The 18816-nt window shown below is 71.8% G+C and carries 14 protein-coding genes and 2 pseudogenes; 8 read left to right on the top strand and 8 right to left on the bottom strand.

Annotation, left to right across the window (positions count from 1 at the left end; translation table 11 throughout):
- The first annotated feature begins 178 nt into the window (after positions 1–178).
- Positions 179–2134: an APC family permease gene (locus ACFWA7_RS26745; protein WP_385538076.1), complete on the top strand. Its 1956-nt coding sequence runs from the start codon at positions 179–181 to the stop codon at positions 2132–2134.
- 3 nt (positions 2135–2137) lie between these two features.
- Here the strand turns inward: ACFWA7_RS26745 and ACFWA7_RS26740 are convergent, their stop codons facing one another.
- A complete protein-coding gene (locus ACFWA7_RS26740) occupies positions 2138–2527 on the bottom strand; it encodes a winged helix-turn-helix transcriptional regulator (RefSeq protein ID WP_385538073.1) in 390 nt (129 codons plus the stop codon).
- A gap of 105 nt (positions 2528–2632) precedes the next feature.
- On the opposite strand from ACFWA7_RS26740, the gene ACFWA7_RS26735 reads away from it, so the two are divergent.
- The 4 genes and pseudogenes from ACFWA7_RS26735 (at position 2633) to ACFWA7_RS26720 (ending at position 7106) form a co-directional block, all read left to right on the top strand.
- On the top strand, positions 2633–3502 hold the full coding sequence (locus tag ACFWA7_RS26735; protein ID WP_385538071.1) for an SDR family oxidoreductase: 870 nt from the start codon (positions 2633–2635) through the stop codon (positions 3500–3502).
- A gap of 207 nt (positions 3503–3709) precedes the next feature.
- Positions 3710–4526, top strand: a pseudogene (gene rarD / locus ACFWA7_RS26730) (EamA family transporter RarD); the annotation flags it as partial.
- Positions 4527–5092: 566 nt separating this feature from the next.
- Positions 5093–6418: a M28 family metallopeptidase gene (locus tag ACFWA7_RS26725; RefSeq protein ID WP_385825556.1), complete on the top strand. Its 1326-nt coding sequence runs from the start codon at positions 5093–5095 to the stop codon at positions 6416–6418.
- Between the two features lie 112 nt (positions 6419–6530).
- A complete protein-coding gene (locus ACFWA7_RS26720) occupies positions 6531–7106 on the top strand; it encodes a flavodoxin family protein (protein ID WP_385538065.1) in 576 nt (191 codons plus the stop codon).
- Here the strand turns inward: ACFWA7_RS26720 and ACFWA7_RS26715 are convergent.
- The 4 genes from ACFWA7_RS26715 to ACFWA7_RS26700 form a co-directional block, all read right to left on the bottom strand.
- Entirely contained in the window at positions 7072–7677 is a 606-nt protein-coding gene (locus ACFWA7_RS26715; protein ID WP_385538062.1) for a TetR/AcrR family transcriptional regulator, read from the bottom strand. The genes ACFWA7_RS26720 and ACFWA7_RS26715 overlap by 35 nt on opposite strands.
- A 150-nt stretch (positions 7678–7827) precedes the next feature.
- Positions 7828–8736, bottom strand: coding sequence for an ABC transporter permease (locus ACFWA7_RS26710; RefSeq protein WP_385825558.1), 909 nt, complete (start codon positions 8734–8736; stop codon positions 7828–7830).
- Between the two features lie 88 nt (positions 8737–8824).
- Positions 8825–9772 carry an ATP-binding cassette domain-containing protein gene (locus tag ACFWA7_RS26705; protein ID WP_385538059.1) on the bottom strand — a complete coding sequence of 316 codons (948 nt, stop codon included), beginning with the start codon at positions 9770–9772 and terminating at the stop codon, positions 8825–8827.
- A 105-nt stretch (positions 9773–9877) separates the two neighbouring features.
- Entirely contained in the window at positions 9878–11134 is a 1257-nt protein-coding gene (locus ACFWA7_RS26700; RefSeq protein WP_385825554.1) for an outer membrane lipoprotein carrier protein LolA, read from the bottom strand.
- A gap of 556 nt (positions 11135–11690) precedes the next feature.
- Between ACFWA7_RS26700 and ACFWA7_RS26695 the strand changes: the two genes are divergently transcribed.
- Positions 11691–12257, top strand: a complete 567-nt coding sequence (locus tag ACFWA7_RS26695) for a hypothetical protein (RefSeq protein WP_385538053.1) — start codon at positions 11691–11693, stop codon at positions 12255–12257.
- 79 nt (positions 12258–12336) lie between these two features.
- Here ACFWA7_RS26695 and ACFWA7_RS26690 read toward each other — a convergent pair whose 3' ends face one another.
- On the bottom strand, positions 12337–13347 hold the full coding sequence (locus ACFWA7_RS26690) for a polyprenyl synthetase family protein (RefSeq protein WP_385538050.1): 1011 nt from the start codon (positions 13345–13347) through the stop codon (positions 12337–12339).
- Between the two features lie 42 nt (positions 13348–13389).
- On the opposite strand from ACFWA7_RS26690, the pseudogene ACFWA7_RS26685 reads away from it, so the two are divergent.
- A pseudogene (locus ACFWA7_RS26685) lies at positions 13390–13990 on the top strand (MFS transporter); the annotation flags it as partial.
- Positions 13991–14127: 137 nt separating this feature from the next.
- Complete coding sequence (locus ACFWA7_RS26680; protein ID WP_385825552.1) at positions 14128–16125, top strand: CocE/NonD family hydrolase; 1998 nt, start codon at positions 14128–14130, stop codon at positions 16123–16125.
- A gap of 18 nt (positions 16126–16143) precedes the next feature.
- On the opposite strand, the gene ACFWA7_RS26675 is transcribed toward ACFWA7_RS26680, so the two are convergent.
- A complete protein-coding gene (locus ACFWA7_RS26675; RefSeq protein WP_385538044.1) occupies positions 16144–17343 on the bottom strand; it encodes an NAD(P)-binding domain-containing protein in 1200 nt (399 codons plus the stop codon).
- A gap of 68 nt (positions 17344–17411) precedes the next feature.
- Positions 17412–18662, bottom strand: a complete 1251-nt coding sequence (locus ACFWA7_RS26670) for an ATP-grasp domain-containing protein (protein ID WP_385825550.1) — start codon at positions 18660–18662, stop codon at positions 17412–17414.
- Positions 18663–18816 lie beyond the last annotated feature (154 nt).

Below are 18816 nucleotides of genomic sequence, written 5' to 3'. Positions count from 1 at the left end.
TGGCCGACCAGCTCGACACCGCCACCGAACAGCATGGCAAGGGCGACCTCGACGCCCTCCTCACCGGCAACGACACCTGGACCGTCCCCGGTTAGGACCACCATGGGGGCAACCTGAATCAGTACGGGTGCCCGGCCGGGGAGTCTGCGCGGGCACCCGGGCGGGCACCCGTACTGATATGCCCATGGACCGTCTCGCGTACCGCGTCAAACGGCGGCTGCTCGGCAAACCGCTCACCACCGAGCGCATCGGCGACGAGAAACTGGACAACCGCACCGCGCTCGGGGTGCTGGCATCGGACTGCATCAGCTCGTCGGCGTACGGTTCCGAGGAGATACTCCGGGTCCTGGTGCCCGTGGTCGGGGCGGCGGCGTTCAGTCTGCTCATGCCCGTGACCGGGGCGATCCTCTTCGTCCTGGTGCTTCTGACGCTCTGTTACAGCGATGTCGTCACCATCTACACGCGGGCCGGCGGCTCGTATGTCGTGGCGCGCGAGAACTTCGGGCCGGACGTCGCGCAGATCGCGGCCGTGGCGCTGCTCGTCGACTACATCGTGACCGTCGCCGTCCAGGTGTCGGCCGGGACCAACGCGATCATCTCGCTCGCGCACCTGCTGGGCGGCGGCTGGACCGGCATGGACCACCTCCAACTGCCCATCTCCGTCGGAGTGGTCCTCCTGCTCGCGTACGGGAACCTGCGCGGGGTGCGCGAGGCCGGGCGGCTGTTCGCGCTGCCCGCCTATCTGTTCATGGCGGCCATCGCGCTGCTGCTGGCCGTCTCCGCCGCGCGCGGGCTCAGCTCCGGGCTGCCGCGCGCCGATCTGCACGCGGCGGGGGCGATCCCGGTCGGCAGTGCGGGCAGCGGCTGGCTGTACGGGGCGTCGCTGTTCATGGTGCTGCGGGCGTTCGCCAACGGCGGGTCGTCGCTCACGGGGCTCGAAGCGATCTCGAACGGCATCTCGGCGTTCCGCGAGCCGCAGGGCCGCAACGCCCGCCGCACGCTGATCACGATGAGCTGTGTCCTGGGCGTGCTGGTGCTCGGTGTGTCGACGCTCGCGCACTTCACGCACGCGGTGCCGTACAGCGACGGGACCCCGACCGTCATCGCGCAGGAGGCCCACTTCGCGTTCGGCGGCGGGGCGCTGGGCACGGCCGGGCTCGTCTTCGTACAGCTCGCGACCGCGCTGATCCTCTACACCGGCGCCAACACGCCGTTCACCGGCTTCCCCTACCTGGCCAGCTTTGTGGCCGAGGACCGGTTCCTGCCACGGCTGTTGACCCGGCGCGGGCACCGGCTCGCGTTCTCCAACGGGATCATCTCGCTGACCGTCGTCGCGATGGCGCTGCTGCTCGTGACCCGCGCCAACGTCGACGAGCTGGTGGCGCTGTACGCGATCGGGGTGTTCACCGCCTTCACCATGGCCGGGGCCGGGCTCACCGCGTACCACCTGCGGCGGCGCGAGCGGCACCGGCGGCTGAAGGTCGCCGTCAACGGGCTCGCGGCCGTGGTGTCGGCGGCCGTCGTGCTGATCTTCGCGGTCACCAAGTTCACCGAGGGCGCCTGGCTGGTGGTCGTGGTGTTCCCGCTGGGGGTGTGGGCGCTGACGCGGATCAACCGGGAGTACCGGCGGGAGGCGGCGGCCCTCGACACCCTCCAGGCGCCCGGCGCCGATCTGCCGCACGGCCGCCGCCATCTGGTGTTCGTGCTGGTGGAGACGCTGGACCTGGCGGCGCTCAAGGCGCTGCGGTACGCGCACGAGCTGCGGCCCGACGAGACCCGGGCGGTCCACTTCGCGATCGACGAGCCGCACGCGCGGCGGCTCTCGGCGCAGTGGGAGGCGACGGCGGCGACCACGGTGGCGCTGGAGCTGGTGGAGTGCCCGGACCGGCGGCTGCGGCACGCCATGAAGGAGCTGGCGGCCCGGACGACCGAGGACGGCCGGACCTGGCTGACGGTGCTGGTCCCGCACCGCACGTACACCGGATTCCTCGGCAGGCTGCTGCACCGGGGCACCGGCGAGGCGATGGCCAAGGCGCTGGAGCAGCTGCCGTCGGTGGCGGTGACGGTGCTGCCGTTCGACGTGTCGCGGGCGCTGCGGTCGCTGGACGCGGGGCGGGAGCCGCAGCGCGACTAGGCATCACGCCTGCCTGGCCTCCCGGGCCGTGTCGTAGACGGCGCGTGCCTCCTGCACCTGCTCCATCCGCACGCCGGTCCACTCGGCGAGGGCCCGGACGCGTTCGGCGGCCTCGCGGCCTAGGGGGGTCAGCGAGTAGTCGACGCGCGGCGGGATGACCGGCTTGGCGTCTCGGTCCACGAAACCGTCGCGCTCCAGCGTCTGGAGGGTCTGGGCCAGCATCTTCTCGCTGACCCGGCCGACGTGCCGGCGCAGCTCGCCGAACCGGTACGACCGGTCGAGCAGCGCGAGCAGGACGAGGACGCCCCAGCGGCTGGTCACGTGCTCCAGGACGAGCCGGTGCGGACACATCGCCTCGCGGAGGTCCTCGGAAGACCGAGTACTTACTGCCATGCCAGTACCTTACTTCAAAGTGGGTACTTACGAAAGGTTAGCGCCAGCCGTACGGTGAGTGGCACGGGGTCCGCACGGGAACCCAGAGCCAAGGAGTCAGCAGCCATGAGCATCGTCGTCACCGGAGCCACCGGAGCCCTCGGCCGTCTCGTCGTCGACGAGCTGCTCGCTGCGGGCGTGCCCGCGAGCGGGATAGCGGCCGTCGTACGCAACAAGGAGAAGGCCGCCGGGCTCGCCGAGCGCGGTGTGGAGCTGCGCGTGGCCGACTACAGCGCGCCCGAGACGCTGGCCGGGGCCTTCCGCGCCGGTGACCGCGTGCTGCTGATCTCCGGCAGCGAAGTCGGGCAGCGGGTGGCCCAGCATGCGGCCGTGATCACGGCCGCGAAGGACGCCGGGGTGGCGCAGCTCGCCTACACCGGCATCCTCGGCGGACCGCAGGCCGACTTCCGCCTCGCGGACGAGCACAAGGCCACCGAGCAGCTGATCCTCGACTCGGAGCTGCCGTACACCTTCCTGCGCAACGGCTGGTACACCGAGAACTACACCGCCCACCTGGAGCCGGTCCTGGCGCACGGGGCCGTCGTCTCCAACGCCGGCGAGGGCCGGGTGGCCTCGGCCGCCCGCGCCGACTACGCGGCCGCAGCGGCGGCGGTGCTGACCGGCGAGGGCCACCTGGGCCGGACGTACGAGCTGAGCGGTGACGTCGCGTGGTCCTTCGCGGAGTACGCGGCCGAGGTCGCGCGGGCGACCGGCAAGGAGATCGCGTACCAGGCCGTCGCCCCCGAGGTGCACCTCGGCATCCTCACGGGCGCGGGCATCCCGGCGCCGTTCGCCGAGATCCTGGTCGACGTGGACCTGGCGATCGGGCGGGGGCGGCTGGCGGGCACGTCCGGCGAGCTGTCCCGGCTGATCGGGCGGCCGACGACGCCGATCTCGGAGACGATAGCGGCGGCCACCGCGGGGGCCGTGGCCTGACGGGATCCGGCAGCGAAATCGGGCCACACCACGGTCAGGACCGTTTTCGGATATAGGGCATGACAGGTGCGGACACCTGGCGCTACCTTCGATCACGTCGACGTGCGCGCGTCGACGTGCGCGCAGGGAGGGCCCGTGGCCGAGGAACCGAGTACCGCCGCCGGTGAAGAGCGGACAGGACTGCTCTACGGGATCGGCGCCTACGGGATGTGGGGGCTGGTCCCGCTCTTCTGGCCGCTCCTGAAGCCGTCCGGCGCGATCGAGATCCTGGCCCACCGGATGGTGTGGTCCCTCGCCGCCGTCGGCGTCGCGCTCCTCGTACTGCGCCGCTGGGCGTGGATCGGTGAACTCCTGCACCAGCCGCGCCGGCTCGCGCTCATCGGCCTCGCCGCCGCCGTGATCACGGTCAACTGGGGCGTCTACATCTGGTCGGTGAACTCCGGCCACGTCGTCGAGGCTTCGCTCGGCTACTTCATCAACCCGCTGGTCACCATCGCGATGGGCGTACTCCTGCTCAAGGAGCGGCTGCGGCCGGTGCAGTGGGCGGCGGTGGGGATCGGCGCGGCGGCGGTGGTCGTCCTGGCGGTGGGCGCCGGCCGGCCGCCGTGGATCTCACTCACCCTCGCGCTGTCGTTCGCCACGTACGGACTGGTGAAGAAGAAGGTGAACCTCGGCGGGCTGGAGTCGCTGGCCGCCGAGACGGCCATGCAGTTCCTGCCTGCGCTGGCGTATCTGGTGTGGCTCGGGACGCGGGGGGAGGCGACCTTCGCGTCCCACGGCGCCGGGCACGGGGCGCTGCTCGCCGCGACCGGGGTCGTCACGGCGGCGCCGCTGGTCTGCTTCGGCGCGGCCGCGATCCGTGTCCCGCTGTCGACGCTGGGGCTGCTGCAGTACCTGGCGCCGGTGTTCCAGTTCGGCCTGGGCATCCTGTACTTCCACGAGGCGATGCCGGCCGAGCGGTGGGCCGGGTTCTCACTGGTGTGGCTGGCGCTGACGCTGCTGACGTGGGACGCGACGGGGGCGGGTCGCGCTGGCGGCGGCTGGGCGGCGGGTCGAGCCCCTCCCCGCCCCTTCGCCAAACCCTCCGGGGGTGAGGGTGGGGGAAGAGTAGGGGTTTCTTCCCGGGGCTCCGCCCCGGGACCCCCGTTGCGGGGCCTGCGGCCCCTGCACCCCGCTTTCGGAGCTCCGCCGGATCCCCTTCGCCCGCGGGTCGTCTGTGGCCGGTCGCGCCCACGCGGCGGATCCGCACATGTCACAGCCCGCGCCTTCGAGGGGCGGGGCCCACGCCCCTGCCCCGTCCCTCGAACGCCGGAGGGGCTGGAGGCACCCGCCCCCCTTCTGCCTGCCTTTAGGGGCGCGGGGAACTGCGCGACCTCCCCCACCGGCCCGCAGTCAAACGGGTCCCCGGGGCGAGGCCCCCGGCCGCCCGCCCAGGGCTTGAGGGAACGGGCGGGGTGAGGGAACAATCCAGCCACTGTCCGCCCACCGAACACCCGTGTCCGGAATACGTTCTTGACGGTGAGTGAAACTCTCCCTGAACATCAGGCTCGCGTTTCCGTACCATCCCCGAACGGAATACGGAGCCCCCACATGCGCACCAAGCACTCCAAGTACCCCAAGTACCGCAGAAGCACCCTCGCGGCCGCGACCCTCGCCGTCACCACCCTCGGCCTCGGCCTCGCCGCGCCAGCCGCTCAGGCCACCGCCACCGCCGCCGCGCCCGACATACCCCTCGCCAACGTCAAGGCACACCTCGCCCAGTTCCAGCAGATAGCCAACGCCAACGGCGGCAACCGCGCCCACGGCCGGGCCGGTTACAAGGCCTCGCTCGACTATGTGAAGGGCAAGCTGGACGCGGCCGGGTACACCACCTCCGTCCAGCAGTTCACCTCGTCCGGCGCCACCGGCTACAACCTGATCGCCGACTGGCCGGGCGGTGACACCTCGCAGACCGTGATGACCGGCGCGCACCTCGACTCGGTGACCGAGGGGCCCGGCGTCAACGACAACGGCTCCGGCTCGGCCGGGGTCCTGGAGACCGCGCTCGCCGTCTCCCGCGCCCAGCTCAAGCCCGACAAGCACCTGCGGTTCGGCTGGTTCGGCGCGGAGGAGCTGGGTCTGGTCGGCTCGAAGTACTACGTCAACAGCCTGTCGTCGGCCGACCGCGGCAAGATCTCCTCGTACCTCAACTTCGACATGATCGGCTCACCGAACCCGGGTTACTTCGTGTACGACGACGACCCGGCCCTGGAGAAGGTCTTCAAGGACTACTTCGCGACCCTCTCCATACCCACCGAGATCGAGACGGAGGGCGACGGGCGCTCCGACCACGCGCCGTTCAAGAACGCCGGCATACGCGTCGGCGGCCTCTTCTCCGGCGCCGACTACACCAAGACCTCGGCCCAGGCCCAGAAGTGGGGCGGCACGGCGGGCCGCGCCTTCGACGCCTGCTATCACTCCTCCTGCGACACCAGCGCCAACATCGACGACTCCGCGCTCGACCACAACAGCGACGCCATCGCGTACGCGCTGTGGCAGCTGTCCGCGGGCACCACGACCCCGCCCACCGGGGACGCGTACGAGAACACCACCGACGTGACCATCCCGGACTCCCCCGGCGCGGCCGTGACCTCGTCGGTCTCGGTCACCGGGCGTACGGGCAACGCGCCCGCCGCGCTCAAGGTCGGGGTGAACATCGTCCACACCTACAGCGGCGACCTGGTGGTCGATCTGATCGGCCCGAGCGGCAAGGCGTACCGGCTGCACAACTCGTCGTCGGACTCCACGCCGAACATCAACACCACGTACACCGTGAACGCGTCCACCGAGACGGCGAACGGGACCTGGAAGCTGAAGGTGCAGGACAAGGGGCCGCAGGACACCGGCTACATCAACAGCTGGAAGCTGACCTTCTGACGGCCCGCCCCCGGACCCTGGCCCTGGCCCTGGCCCTGGCTCTGGGGCCACCACTCCCGCAATGAGCATGCGCGTGCATACTGCACGCGCATGCTTTTCTCTGGAGGGGACCATGGCCCGCAACTTCCTTTTCCTGCTCGGCAGTACGCGCTCCGGCGGCAACACGGAGGCGCTGGCCAGGCTGGCCGCCGAGCAGCTGCCGAGTGATGTCTCGCAGCGCTGGCTGAACCTCTCCCAGCTGCGGCTGCCCGAGTTCACCGACCGGCGCCACGACGGCGAGGGCCTGTACGCCGACCCGGCCGGGGACGCCGCGACCCTGCTCGGCGCGACCCTGGAGGCGACCGACCTGGTCATCGCCTCACCGCTGTACTGGTACGGCGTCTCGACCCCCGTCAAGCACTACCTCGACCACTGGTCGGGGTGGATGCGGGTGCCGGGTCTGGAGTTCCGGCCGCGGATGGCCGGGCGCACCATGTGGGGTGTGACGGCGCTCGCCACCGCCGACCAGTCCGTGGCCGATCCGCTGGTGGGGACCCTGCGCCACACCGCCGCGTATATGAGCATGCGGTGGGGCGGCGTACTGCTCGGCTCCGCCAACCGGCCCGGCACCATCGGGCAGGACACGGGGGCGACGGTCCGCGCCAAGACCTTCTTCAGCTCGGAGACGGTGCTCGCAACGCACGCATGACGTGCGCCACCAGCGAGGCGATCCTGTCAGGGGCGTGGAACGGCCGCTTCAGCGCATGCCGGTAGTACAGCGGCCCGTACAGCATCTCCACGGCCAGCTCCAGATCGGCGTCCGGCGGCAGCTGGCCCTGGCGCTGTCCGGCGCGCAGCCGCTCGTGCACCAGCGCGACGCGCGGGCCGACCAGCTCCTCGTTGACGGCCGCCGCCAGCGCCTCGTCGTGGAGCAGCTCGGAGAGGATGCCGGTGTACGCGGGGCCGATCACCGGCGAGGTGAAGACCCGCATCACGCTGGTGACATGCGTCACCATGTCCGTGTCGATGTCCCCCGTGTCGGGCAACGGCGAGGTGCTGACCACGGCCTCGATCACGGCCTCCAGGAGCACCGCGCCCTTCGTCGCCCACCAGCGGTAGATCGTCTTCTTGCTCACACCCGCACGGGCGGCGATGCCCTCGATCGTGACGCGTCCATAGCCGTTTTCCGCGCAGAGTGCGAGGGCCGCGGAGAGGATCGCGCGGCGCGATCTCTCGCTCCGGCGCCGGGGGTTGGGGGCGGGGCGTGGCGACTCGGTCACGAGGCGAGTCTACGAGGACGGTCCGTAGCGTATTGACAGCGGAATGGTCTGCTCCAAGAATGTGCCAAGGAAACGGTACGTGTCGTGTCGAGCCGCCACGGGGGTCGGCTCGCACGACCCGTCCCTTCCGTCGTCGCCCCGGGCCCTTTCTCAGGCCGTGATGTCCTTCGCCGTGAAGCGCGCCCAGGCCGCCGAGCCGAACACCGCCACGTACAGCGCCTGCAGCTCCAGGTTCTTCACCAGCTGGTCCCAGTAGACCGGCACCCGCAGCAGGTCCGCGAAGGACAGCCAGTAGTGCGGGAACAGATACGGGTGTATCGCGTGCAGCTGGGGGATCTGGTCCAGGATCTGCACGGTGATCAGCAGGCCGACCGTCGCCGCCATCGCCGCGACACCGCTGCTGGTGAGAGTGGAGATGAACAGGCCGAGCGCGGCCACGCCGGTCAGCGACAGGGCCACCACCCCGGCGATCGCGAGCGCGCGTACCAGTCCGTCCGCGAACGATATCTGCGTGCCGGAGATGGTCGTGACCTCGCCGAGCGGGAAGAGCAACGCGCCCACGGCGAGCGCCGACGCCGCCACGACCAGGGTGGCCAACAGGCAGAACGCGAGCACCGACGCGTACTTGGCGAGCAGCAGCCTGGTCCGCCCGGCCGGGGCGACCAGGAGGTAGCGAAGGGTGCCGCTGTTGGCCTCGCCCGCTATCGCGTCGCCCGCGACCACGCCGATCGCCATCGGCAGGAAGACGGGGAGGGTCGCGGCGAGCCCCGCGAAGACGAGGAAGAGCCCGTTGTTGGTGACCTGCGAGATGAAGGCGGGGCCGTCACCGCCGCTGGGACCGGCCGTGCCGCCGTCGCTCGTCTCGATCTTCACGGCGATGCCGATCAGGACCGGGACGGCCGCAAGCACCCCGAGCAGCGCGAGGGTGCGCCACCGCCGCACGACGGTGACCAGCTCGGACCGGAAGAGCCCGAGCGCCCAGAGGAGGCTGGGCCGCCGGCCCCCGGGGCCCGGCCCGTCCGGAGCGGCCTGGGCCTCTGCGGCCTCGGCCCTCTCCACCCCTGTGGCGGACCCGGCCTCTGCGGTCCGTGCCGCGTCCGGGCCCGGCGGGGGCGCCGACGTGGGCACGTCCTCCGTTGCGTTCACCTCAGCCCGCGACATCGAACCCCTCCCCCGTCAGTGCCACGAACGCGTCCTCCAGCGAGGCCCGTTCGACCCCGAAGGCCCTCACCCGTACGCCGCCGTGCACCAGCGCGGCGTTGAGCTCCGCCAGTTCCACGTCGTCCGGCGGGACTTCGCCCGTCACGCGGTCTCCGTCCACGGTCACGTCCGCGACCCCGCGCTCCTTGAGCAGCCGGGCCGCGTCGGCCGGGTCCGGGGTGGTGACGGCGAGCCGGCCCCGGTTGCCCGCCGAGAGCTCGGCGACCTCGCCCTGGACGACCAGACGGCCCTGGGTCATCACCGCCGCGTGCGTACAGACCTGCTCGATCTCGTCCAGGAGGTGCGAGGAGAGGAAGACCGTGGTGCCGTCGGCGGCGAGCTCCCGCACCAGGGCGCGGATCTCCCGCATGCCCTGCGGGTCGAGGCCGTTGGTCGGCTCGTCCAGGACCAGCAGCTTGCGCGGCTGGAGCAGAGCGGACGCGAGCCCGAGCCGCTGCTTCATGCCCAGCGAGTACGCCCGCGCCTTCTTGCCGGAGGCGGCGGCGAGCCCGACCCGCTCCAGGGCGTGGGCGACCCGGCTCGCGCGGGTGCGGGGGTCGGCGGTCGGGTCGGCCGAGTCGTACCGTACGAGGTTGTCGCGGCCGGACAGGAATCCGTACAGCGCGGGGCCCTCGATCAGGGCGCCCACCTGCGGCAGGACCGTGCGCCCCGCGCGGGGCATGGGGCTGCCGAGGACCCGGGCCGTGCCGGAGGTCGGCTCGATCAGGCCCATCAGCATGCGGATGGTGGTCGTCTTGCCCGAGCCGTTGGGGCCGAGGAAGCCGAAGACGCTGCCGCTGGGGACGGTGAGGTCGAGGCCGTCCACGGCGAGTTGGCCGCCGCGGTAGCGCTTGCTGAGACCGTGGGTCTCGATCACCGATGGAGAGTTCCCCACCCCGCCCCTTCCCGTAACTGGTGCTTGGCCCCGGCCCCCCCGGCCGGTCAGCGCTGAGATTCCAGGAGGTTGCGAGGGGGGACCCGAGTCCCCCCTCCTCCCTCACTACTTCGCCGCGTTCGCCGCGTTCACCAGCGCGTCCTTGTTGACCGCGCCCACGAACACCTTGCCGTCGTCCGTCACCAGCGCGTTGACCAGGCGGGTCTTGTAGACCGTGCCCGAGCCGAACTTGCCCGTGACCTTGTCGCCCAGGGAGTCGAGGAACTTCCGGGCCTCCGGCGGGACATCGCCCTTGCCGCCCTTGCCGGAAGGTGCGGTCGGGATGCCCTTACCTCCTGGAACGTCGAGGCGGGCGATGGAGTTCCAGCCCTTCCCGATGATGTTGAGGCCCTTGAACTCGCTGCCGTCGGAGCCCTTGAAGCCCTTGTCGCCCCGGCCCGCGTGCGCCTTGCCGTCGTCCTGGGTGACCTTCGCCCCCTTGGGCGGGGTGAAGTCGAACGTCGAGGCGGACGGCTTGCCGAAGTCGACCTTGGTGAAGCCCGCGTCGATCACGGCCTTGCCCCCGCCGGACGGCGCGAGCGTGAACTTCAGCGGCACCCCGTTCTTCGCGTCCACCGCGATCCGGATCGCGCCGATGGTCGAGCCGGACTGCTTCGGCTTGATCACCAGCTGGTAGGCGTCCCGGCCCGCCACGTGGGACGTGCCGTCGACGGTGACCGAGGTGGTCGGGTCGACCGCCTTCAGGGCCTGCTCGGCCATCGCCTTGGGCGTGGTCGGCAGGGCCTCCGGAGCCTTCCCGGGACGGCCGTGGCGCTTGGCCGCGTCGCCCCCGAGCTCCTTCTTGCCGTCGCCGGCCCGCTTCGAGTGGTACACCTCGTTCGAGGCGCTGTCGTACGCCCACACGTCGTCCCCGGTGTGGATGACGCTGTACTCCGACGCGTTGTCGAGCACCGACAGCTTCTGCTTGTCCGGGCCGTCGGCCGCGACCCGCAGGGTGTGCGAGCCGGAGGCGAGCTCCATCAGCTTGCTGTCGGGCGAGGCGGACGAGCCGCCCTTGCCCGCGCCGCCCTTGGGGGCGAACGAGCCGAGGCCGCCGAAGGACGGCAGACCCAGGTCCGTCTTGATCTTCACCGTGCCGGAGAGCTGCTGGGCGTCCGACGCGGCGATCTTCTCGATGAGCTGCTGTGCGCTGATCTTCGGCAGATCGGGGTCACCTGAATCCGCGAGCGCCGGGACCAGCCCGATGGTCGCGGCCGCCACCCCCGCCACCGCGACCGGGACCAGATACCGCGCGGCCTTGCGGCGGCCCGCGACGAGGTCCCCGGCCTCCTCGGTGGTGTGTGCGCTGTCGTTCGGTGCCATGTGTGCCTTACCTCCGTGGTCGGCGGCGTCCGTCCGTAGTGCTGCGCTCTGTCCACTCCGCGCCGCCATTCTCACCCGAATTGGTCAGGAGTGGTTGTTCTCAATCTGACCAAATCAGCCGCCGTCAGGCGTCACCCCTCGGGAGCAACCTCGTGTACCTCTCTGGGATGACAACGGCACGTGAGACCTCCCCCGACCAGTAGGGGTTGTACGTCGCGTACCTGTCAGAAGCGCCAACTCCGCCGAGGCCGGGCGGGATTGCCTCCCGCCACCGCCAACGACCCTCGGCGCGCTCCGGGCTGAGCCGCCTTCAGGAGCGGCCCGTACGCCGAGACACTCCACCGCCGCCCACCCCCCACGGCGGCGACATCCGCGAGCCGCTCCCCTCCTCGCGGTTCACGTTGTTTCGCCAGCTATGCCACCGTTTGCACAGCGTCACCAGGCATCCAATAGTGTGACCTGGGCCACACTATTGACAGATCGGGTGTTCGAGTCGCTTTGGGCCGGAATCCGTACACCTGAGTGAGAGCAACCGGCACCACAAAAGGGGATCGCCATGCTCACCGTCCACCGCATCGCCGTCGGCGCTGCCGCCGGGACAGCCGTCCTCGCGCTGGCCGCCACGGGGTGCGGAAGCAGCAACAGCAGCAGCAAGACCGAGAAGCCGTCGACCACCACGACGGCCCCCGCGACCCCGAATCCGGCCGCCCCCACCCTCAGCGCCGCCGACGTCGACAAGGTAGGCACGGTCGTCACCGACAGCAACGGATACGTCCTGTACCGCTTCGACGAGGACACCGCGAAGCCGTCCCACTCGAACTGTCTGGCCGCCTGCGCCGCGATCTGGCCCCCGGCCCCCGCCACCGACGCACTGACCGTCAAGGGCATCGACAAGGCCCTGGTCGGCAAGGTCACCCGCCCGGACGGCAGCGCCCAGCTGACCCTCGCGGGCTGGCCGCTCTACCGGTACGCCAAGGACGACGGGCCCCGCGAGGCGTACGGGCAGGGCGCCGGCGGCACCTGGTTCGCGATCACCCCGACCGGGGCGAAGGCCACGGCCGACACGGGCGGAGGCACGACCTCGGGCGGTGTCATGACACCGCCGGGCGGCTCCGGCTACTAGAACGGGTGCTCGTTACGGGTACCCGTAACGAGCACCGGAACAGGAACCGGACGGGTACCGGGACCGGCGGAGACGGGTCCTAACCCGCCCGGTGCACCACCGCGTCGCACAGCTCCTCCAGAGCCGACTTCGCGTAGCACCCCGGCAGCGGCGCCAGCGTGGCGCGGGCCTCCTCCGCGTACCGCACGGTGTCCCTGCGTGCCTGTTCGAGCGCCGGGTGCACCCGCAGCCGGCGCAGCGCCTCGGCGTGCCGGGCGTCGTCCGTCAGGTCGCCGTCGAGCAGCGCGACGAGCTCCAGGTCCTCCGGACGGCCGTGCTGGGCGGCATGCGCCCGCACGTGCAGGACCGGCAGCGTCGGGATGCCCTCGCGCAGGTCGGTGCCGGGGGTCTTGCCGGACTCGTGCGAGTCGCTGGCGATGTCCAGGACGTCGTCGGCCAGCTGGAACGCGGTGCCGAGCCGCTCGCCGTACTGCGTGAGGATGTCGACGACCGACTCGTCGGCGCCCGACATCATCGCGCCGAACCGGCCGGAGACGGCCACCAGCGAGCCGGTCTTGCCCGCGAGCACGTCGAGGTAGTGGTCCACCGGGTCGCGGCCGTCGCGCGGACCGGCGGTCTCCAGGATCTGGCCGGTGACCAGCCGTTCGAACGCCTCGGCCTGGATGCGCACGGCCTCCGGGCCCAGGTCGGCCAGGATGTGCGAGGCGCGGGCGAACAGGAAGTCGCCGGTGAGGACCGCGACCGAGTTGCCCCAGCGGACGTTGGCGCTGGGCACCCCGCGCCGCACCTCGGCCTCGTCCATGACGTCGTCGTGGTACAGCGTCGCCAGATGCGTGAGCTCGACCACCACCGCCGAGGGCACGACACCCGGCGCGTAGGGGTCGCCGAACTGCGCGGAGAGCATCACGAGCAGTGGCCGGAAGCGTTTGCCGCCCGCGCGCACCAGGTGCTGCGCGGCCTCCGTGATGAAGGGGACCTCGCTCTTGGTGGCGTCGAGCAGGCCCGCCTCGACTGCCGCCAATCCGGTCTGGACATCGGCTTCAAGAGCCTGGTCCCGCACGCTCAGCCCGAACGGCCCGACGACGGTCACGAGGGGTACTCCTGTCTGCTGACGATCACACGGATTGTCGATGTGTCGCTGCCTTCACTCAAGTCAGCGTATCCGGTCGCTGTTCGATCACCGCTGGCGCCTTCCCGTCACCCCCCGCGCACAGCCCGATGGACCCCGGTATGTTCGTGATCAACTCATACGATCAGGAGTAGACCTTTTGTCCGGAACGACCATCGACACCGCGACCGACCCCGGCGCCGAGCGGCCGCCGCCCCGGGACGACCACGCCTCCCTCGGCCACCCGAAGGGGTCGCTGACGCCCTCCGGCCTGAAGGTGTGGGAGCGCTTCTCCTTCCTGGGAATGCAGGCGATCCCGGTCCTCTCCTTCGCCGACACCGTGGCGCACGGCGGCATGGGCCTGGACGCGGCCACGGCGGCCTCGGTCTCGGGCGGCGTACGGAACGCTCGTCCATCTGGTCTCGCTCGCGGGCGGCCGGCTCGCGGACCGCATCCTCGGCTCGTACCGCGCGGCCTTGTACGGCGGCGTCCTGATCGCCTGCGGCCACCACACGATGGCCGTCCCCGCCCAGCCGCGACCTGGGCCGGACTCGGCCTGATCAGCGCCGGTACGGGCCTGCTCAAGCCGAATACGGCCTCAATGGTGGGCAAGCCCCACCGCACCTGCGGAAAGGTCTCCAACGCCGCCTGCTCCGGCGTCAACGGCGCGATCGCGGTGGCGCCCGGCCTCGCGGTGATCGCGGCCGCGCCCTGGCCCAAGCGCACCATGCACCCCGTCCACTGAGGTCCTGCGAGGCTGCCATGCGGATCCGAACCGACTTCCCGTACGAGACCACCCGAGTGGACGTGCGCATTCCGCTCCCCGACGGGACGCTCCTCTACGCCCGGATCTGGCGCCCGGTGACCGACGAGCCCGTGCCGGCGCTGCTCGAATACCTGCCGTACCGGCTGACCGACTGGACCGCGCCGCGCGACTGGCAGCGCCATCCCTGGTACGCGGGGCACGGCTACGCCTCCGTGCGCGTCGATGTGCGCGGGCACGGCAACAGTGAGGGCCTGCCGGGCGACGAGTACGACGCGCGGGAGCTCGCGGACGGGGTCGCGGTCGTCGAGTGGCTCGCCGCGCAGCCCTGGTGCGACGGCAAGGTCGGCATGTTCGGGATCTCCTGGGGCGGCTTCAACTCCCTCCAGATCGCGGCCCTCGCGCCCGAGCCGCTCAAGGCGGTCGTCACGGTCTGCTCGTCGGACGACCGCTATGACAACGACGCGCACTACATGGGAGGTTCCGTCCTCGCCGTGGACATGCACGCCTGGGCGGCGACGATGCTGGCGTTCACGGCGCGCCCGCCGGACCCCGCGTACGTCGGCGACCAGTGGCGGGACATGTGGCTGACGCGCCTGGAATCCATGGAGCCCTACATCCACACCTGGCTGGCGCACCAGACCCGCGACGACTACTGGAAGCACGGCAGCGTCCGCGAGGACTACGGGGCGATCGGCGCGGCGGTGCTCGCGGTGGGCGGCTGGCACGACCCGTACCGGGACACCGTGCTGCGGCTGGTGGAGCACCTGCCCGCCGACCGGGTGCGCGGGCTGATCGGGCCGTGGTCGCACCAGTACCCCGACCGGGGGCTGCCGCCGGGGCCTGCCATCGGCTTCCTCCAGGAGACGCTGCGCTGGTGGGACCACTGGCTCAAGGGCAAGGACAGCGGGGCCATGGAGGAGCCGCTGCTGCGCTGCTGGATCAGCGAGTCGCACCGGCCCGCCACGGTGTACGAGGAGCTGCCCGGCCGCTGGGTCGGCGACCCGGCGTGGCCCTCGCCGCACGTCACCCCCGTCCCGTACGCGCTCGGGGGCGCCCCCGTCCGGGTCGACTCGCCGCAGCACACCGGCCTGGACGCGGGCCGCTTCTTCCCGTTCGGCAACGACGGCGACCTGCCGCCGGACCAGCGCGCCGAGGACGCGCACTCGGCGGCGTTCGACTTCGCGGTGCCGGACGACGGGCCGCCCCTTGAGATCCTCGGGCGCCCGGAGGTGACGCTGCGGCTGCGCATGGACGTCCCGTTCGGGCAGGCGATCGCGCGGCTCTGCGACGTGGCGCCGGACGGCTCGTCCACGCTGGTCACCCGGGGCGCGCTCAATCTGTCCGCGCGCGAGGGCCGGGACCGCGCGGACGCCTGGCCGCTGGGCGCCACCCAGGACGTGACGTTTCTCCTCAACGGCATCGGCCACAGCTTCCCGCCGGGCCACCGCGTCCGCCTCGCGGTCTCCTCCGCGTACTGGCCGTGGATCTGGCCGCAGGCGGACTCGGTGGGCTTCACGATCGACCCGGAGGGCAGCTCTCTGAGCCTGCCGGTCCGGGAGCGGACGGCCGACGCGATCGCCTTCGAGGAGCCCGAGCAGTCGGCGCCCCTCGGTGTGGTCTCCCCCGCCTCGCTGGACGAGCCCCGCCCGGAGCGCCTCGTCGTCCGCGACGTCGCCAAGGGCGAGTGGCGCCTGGAGGTGGACCCGCGCTACGGCGGTACGCGGGTCTACCCCGACGGCCTGGAGTTCACCGAGGACGCCCTGGAGACGTACACGATCGACGAGGCGGACCCCCAGTCCGCGCGCACCCGCTCGGACTGGACGATCCGGCTGCACCGGCCGGAGCTGGCCTGGGACGTCACGATCACCACGCGGTCCGAGATCGCCTGCGACGCGGCGGACTTCCTCACCTCGGACGAGGTGGTGTGCCGGGACGGCGGGGAGGTCGTCTTCCACCGGACGTGGGAGAAGCGCATCCCCCGGACGGCGGGCTGACGCGGCGCCCCGGCCGTTTCAGCCGCCCGCCGCCACCGACGCCGCGAGCCGGGGCGAGGCGTACTCCGTACCGCACACGAACCGCATCACCGGCCCGAACGACGACGCGGCCGGCAGCCCCGTGAAGTACAGGCCGGGCACCGTCGACCGGTACCCGGCGTCCAGGACCGGCGCGCCCCGCGAGGTGGAGAGCTGGGTGCGCAGGCCCGGGCCGAGGTAGTCGAGGGCGGCGACGTCCATGCGGTAGCCGGTCGCCGCCAGCACGTGGTCGGCGGCCAGTTCGCGCTGGGCGCCGGCGGCGCCGCTCAGCGTCAGGACCGGGCGGCCGGACTCGACGCGCGCGTGGACCACGCGGCGGCCGTCGGTCACCGCGACCCTGCCGGTGAACCGGTCGCGCAGCCACCACGCGCCCAGCGGGCCCAGCACCCTGCGCACCAGGTAGTGCCGGGTGGGCGCGGGCAAGTGGCGGAAGTGGGTGGCGTGGTACGAGAACGCGTACAGCGACCAGGCGCGGCCGAACGGCGAGTCGGGGCTGAGCCGGGGCTGCTGGTCGGGCGCGGCGCCGAAGCGGACGGCCCCGCTCCGGCGCGCCACGATCCGTACGCTCGCGCCCGCCTCCGCCATCAGCACCGCGCTCTCGATGGCCGACTGGCCGGCGCCCACGACCAGCACCTCGCGCCCGGCGAAGCGGGAGAGGTCGGCGTGCTGCGAGGCGTGCGAGACGGGGCCGGTGACACAGGGGCCGTCGGGGACCGCGGCGGCCAGCTCGCGCGGCATCCGGGCCAGTCCGGCGAGCCCGGTCGCGACCACCACCGCGCGCGCCTCGAAGGCCTCGCCGGAGTCCAGCTTCAGCTCGAAGTGGCCCGTCCTGGTGCGGTCCACGGAGACCACCCGTACGTCCTCCAGACCGGGCAGCAGCTTCTGGGCGAACCACTGCCCGTACGCCGCGAAGTCCTCCACCGCGATGAGGTCCCAGTCGGATTCGTACCGCCGGATCCCGGTGTCGGCGCAGAAGTCGACCAGGGTGTGGCCGGGTTGGGGCGCGTCGATGCTGGAGGCGGACGGCGTCGACTTCAGGACCATGCCCGCGGGCATGTGCGCGCGCCAGCTCACCATGGGCGAGCCGAAGACGCGGACCGGGAGGCCGCGCCCGCGCAGATGCGCGGCGGTGGACAGACCGTAGGGCCCCGCCCCGATGACAGCTACCGGACGAATCACGTGAAGGTCCCCTCCCCAGGGTGGTACGCGCAGGTGCTGGTCGTGCCTGTTCCGCTGGTCCCGCCGGGCTACTCGGCGATCGCGCGACGGGAGCTCCGCCACAACTGGTACAGGTGCTCGGCCCCCGGTCGTACGAAGCGGGCGAGCATGGTGAAGAACGGCCTCGGGTCGTCCCGGGCGAGCCACGCCAGCTCGGTGCCACGGGGGCGCGCGGGCGCGTGCGGGGTGGTGTAGCCGCTGCGCCGGTAGGCGAGCAGCGCGGGCAGGTCGATGTTCTCCACTACATAGCGCCGCCCCGCCCGCTGTTCGCCCTCGGGGACCGCGCGGCCGGTGAGGTGCAGATGCTGGGCGCGGACGACGTCGATGCCCGCCTCGCTCTCGAAGAGGCGGAACTGGGCGCCCATCCGCGGGTTGAAGTCGAGCAGTTTGTACCGGCCGTCACGCCGGTCGAACCGCAGGTCGAGGTCGACGATCCCGCTGAAGCCGATCCGCTTCACGAACTGTTCGGCCAGCAGCGCGAGTTCGGGGTTGTCGACGACGTACGCGGTGGCGGTCATCCCCGCGTGCGGCGGCCAGGAGCGGACCTTGACGCCGGTGAACATCGCCAGCGGCGTCGCGTTCTCGTCGAAGTAGGCGTGGACGATCCAGTCCTCGGCCTCCTCGCGCGGCAGGTACTCCTGGAGGATCACACCCGGCCGCTCGCCCCACTCGCGGGCGAGGGCGAGCAGGTGCGCGGCGCTCTCCACACGGGTGGTGCCGCGGACCGCGGGCCGCCGGCGCCGGACGAACGCCTCGCGGTTCTTGGCGACCAGCGGGAAGCGGGCGTGCCGGGCGAAGTCCTCGATGTCGTCGTACGTGTCGGGGAAGGCGGCCGCGGGCGAGGGCACCCCGTGCTCGACACACAGCTCGTGCAGCCCGCGCTTGCTGGCCAGCCTGCGGGGCAACTCCGGGGCCACGGGCGGGAAGAGGAAGTGCCCGTCGAGCTCCTTCTGGTGCTCGGCGATCAGCACCGCCGCCTCCTCGTCGGTCGGCACGAGGACGGTCGGCCGGCCGATCCGCCGCCCGATCCGCAGCAGCCCGTCGACCAGGGCGTCCGGGTCCTCGCGGCCGGTGGTGGGCCAGGCGAAGGCGCGGCGCAGATAGCGGGAGTGCGCCGCGGGTGTCCAGCGGTCCTCGGTGATCGCGTACATCGGCACGCCGAGTCTGCCGAGGCTGCGGATGGCGCCGACGCCGCCGTGGTGCAGCGGATAGCTCCCGATCTTCACGATGAGTGCGGGCACGGTCCGGTCGGCCGTGAACAGGGCATTACTGCTCGACACCAGTCCCCCCTCAGGACGCACGGCCCCCTCGCCGCGTTCGTGTCCCGGCAAGGACGGTAAGGGGGAATCTCCCCCTCCGGACGGGAAGTTTCCGGACATTACGAACTCTTTAGACACTGCCTACGCAACCATCGCCGACGTAACGTGTCCTGCA

This window comes from Streptomyces sp. NPDC059994 (assembly GCF_042737755.1).
Taxonomy (GTDB): domain Bacteria; phylum Actinomycetota; class Actinomycetes; order Streptomycetales; family Streptomycetaceae; genus Streptomyces.
This window is presented reverse-complemented; position numbering and strand designations above follow the sequence as displayed.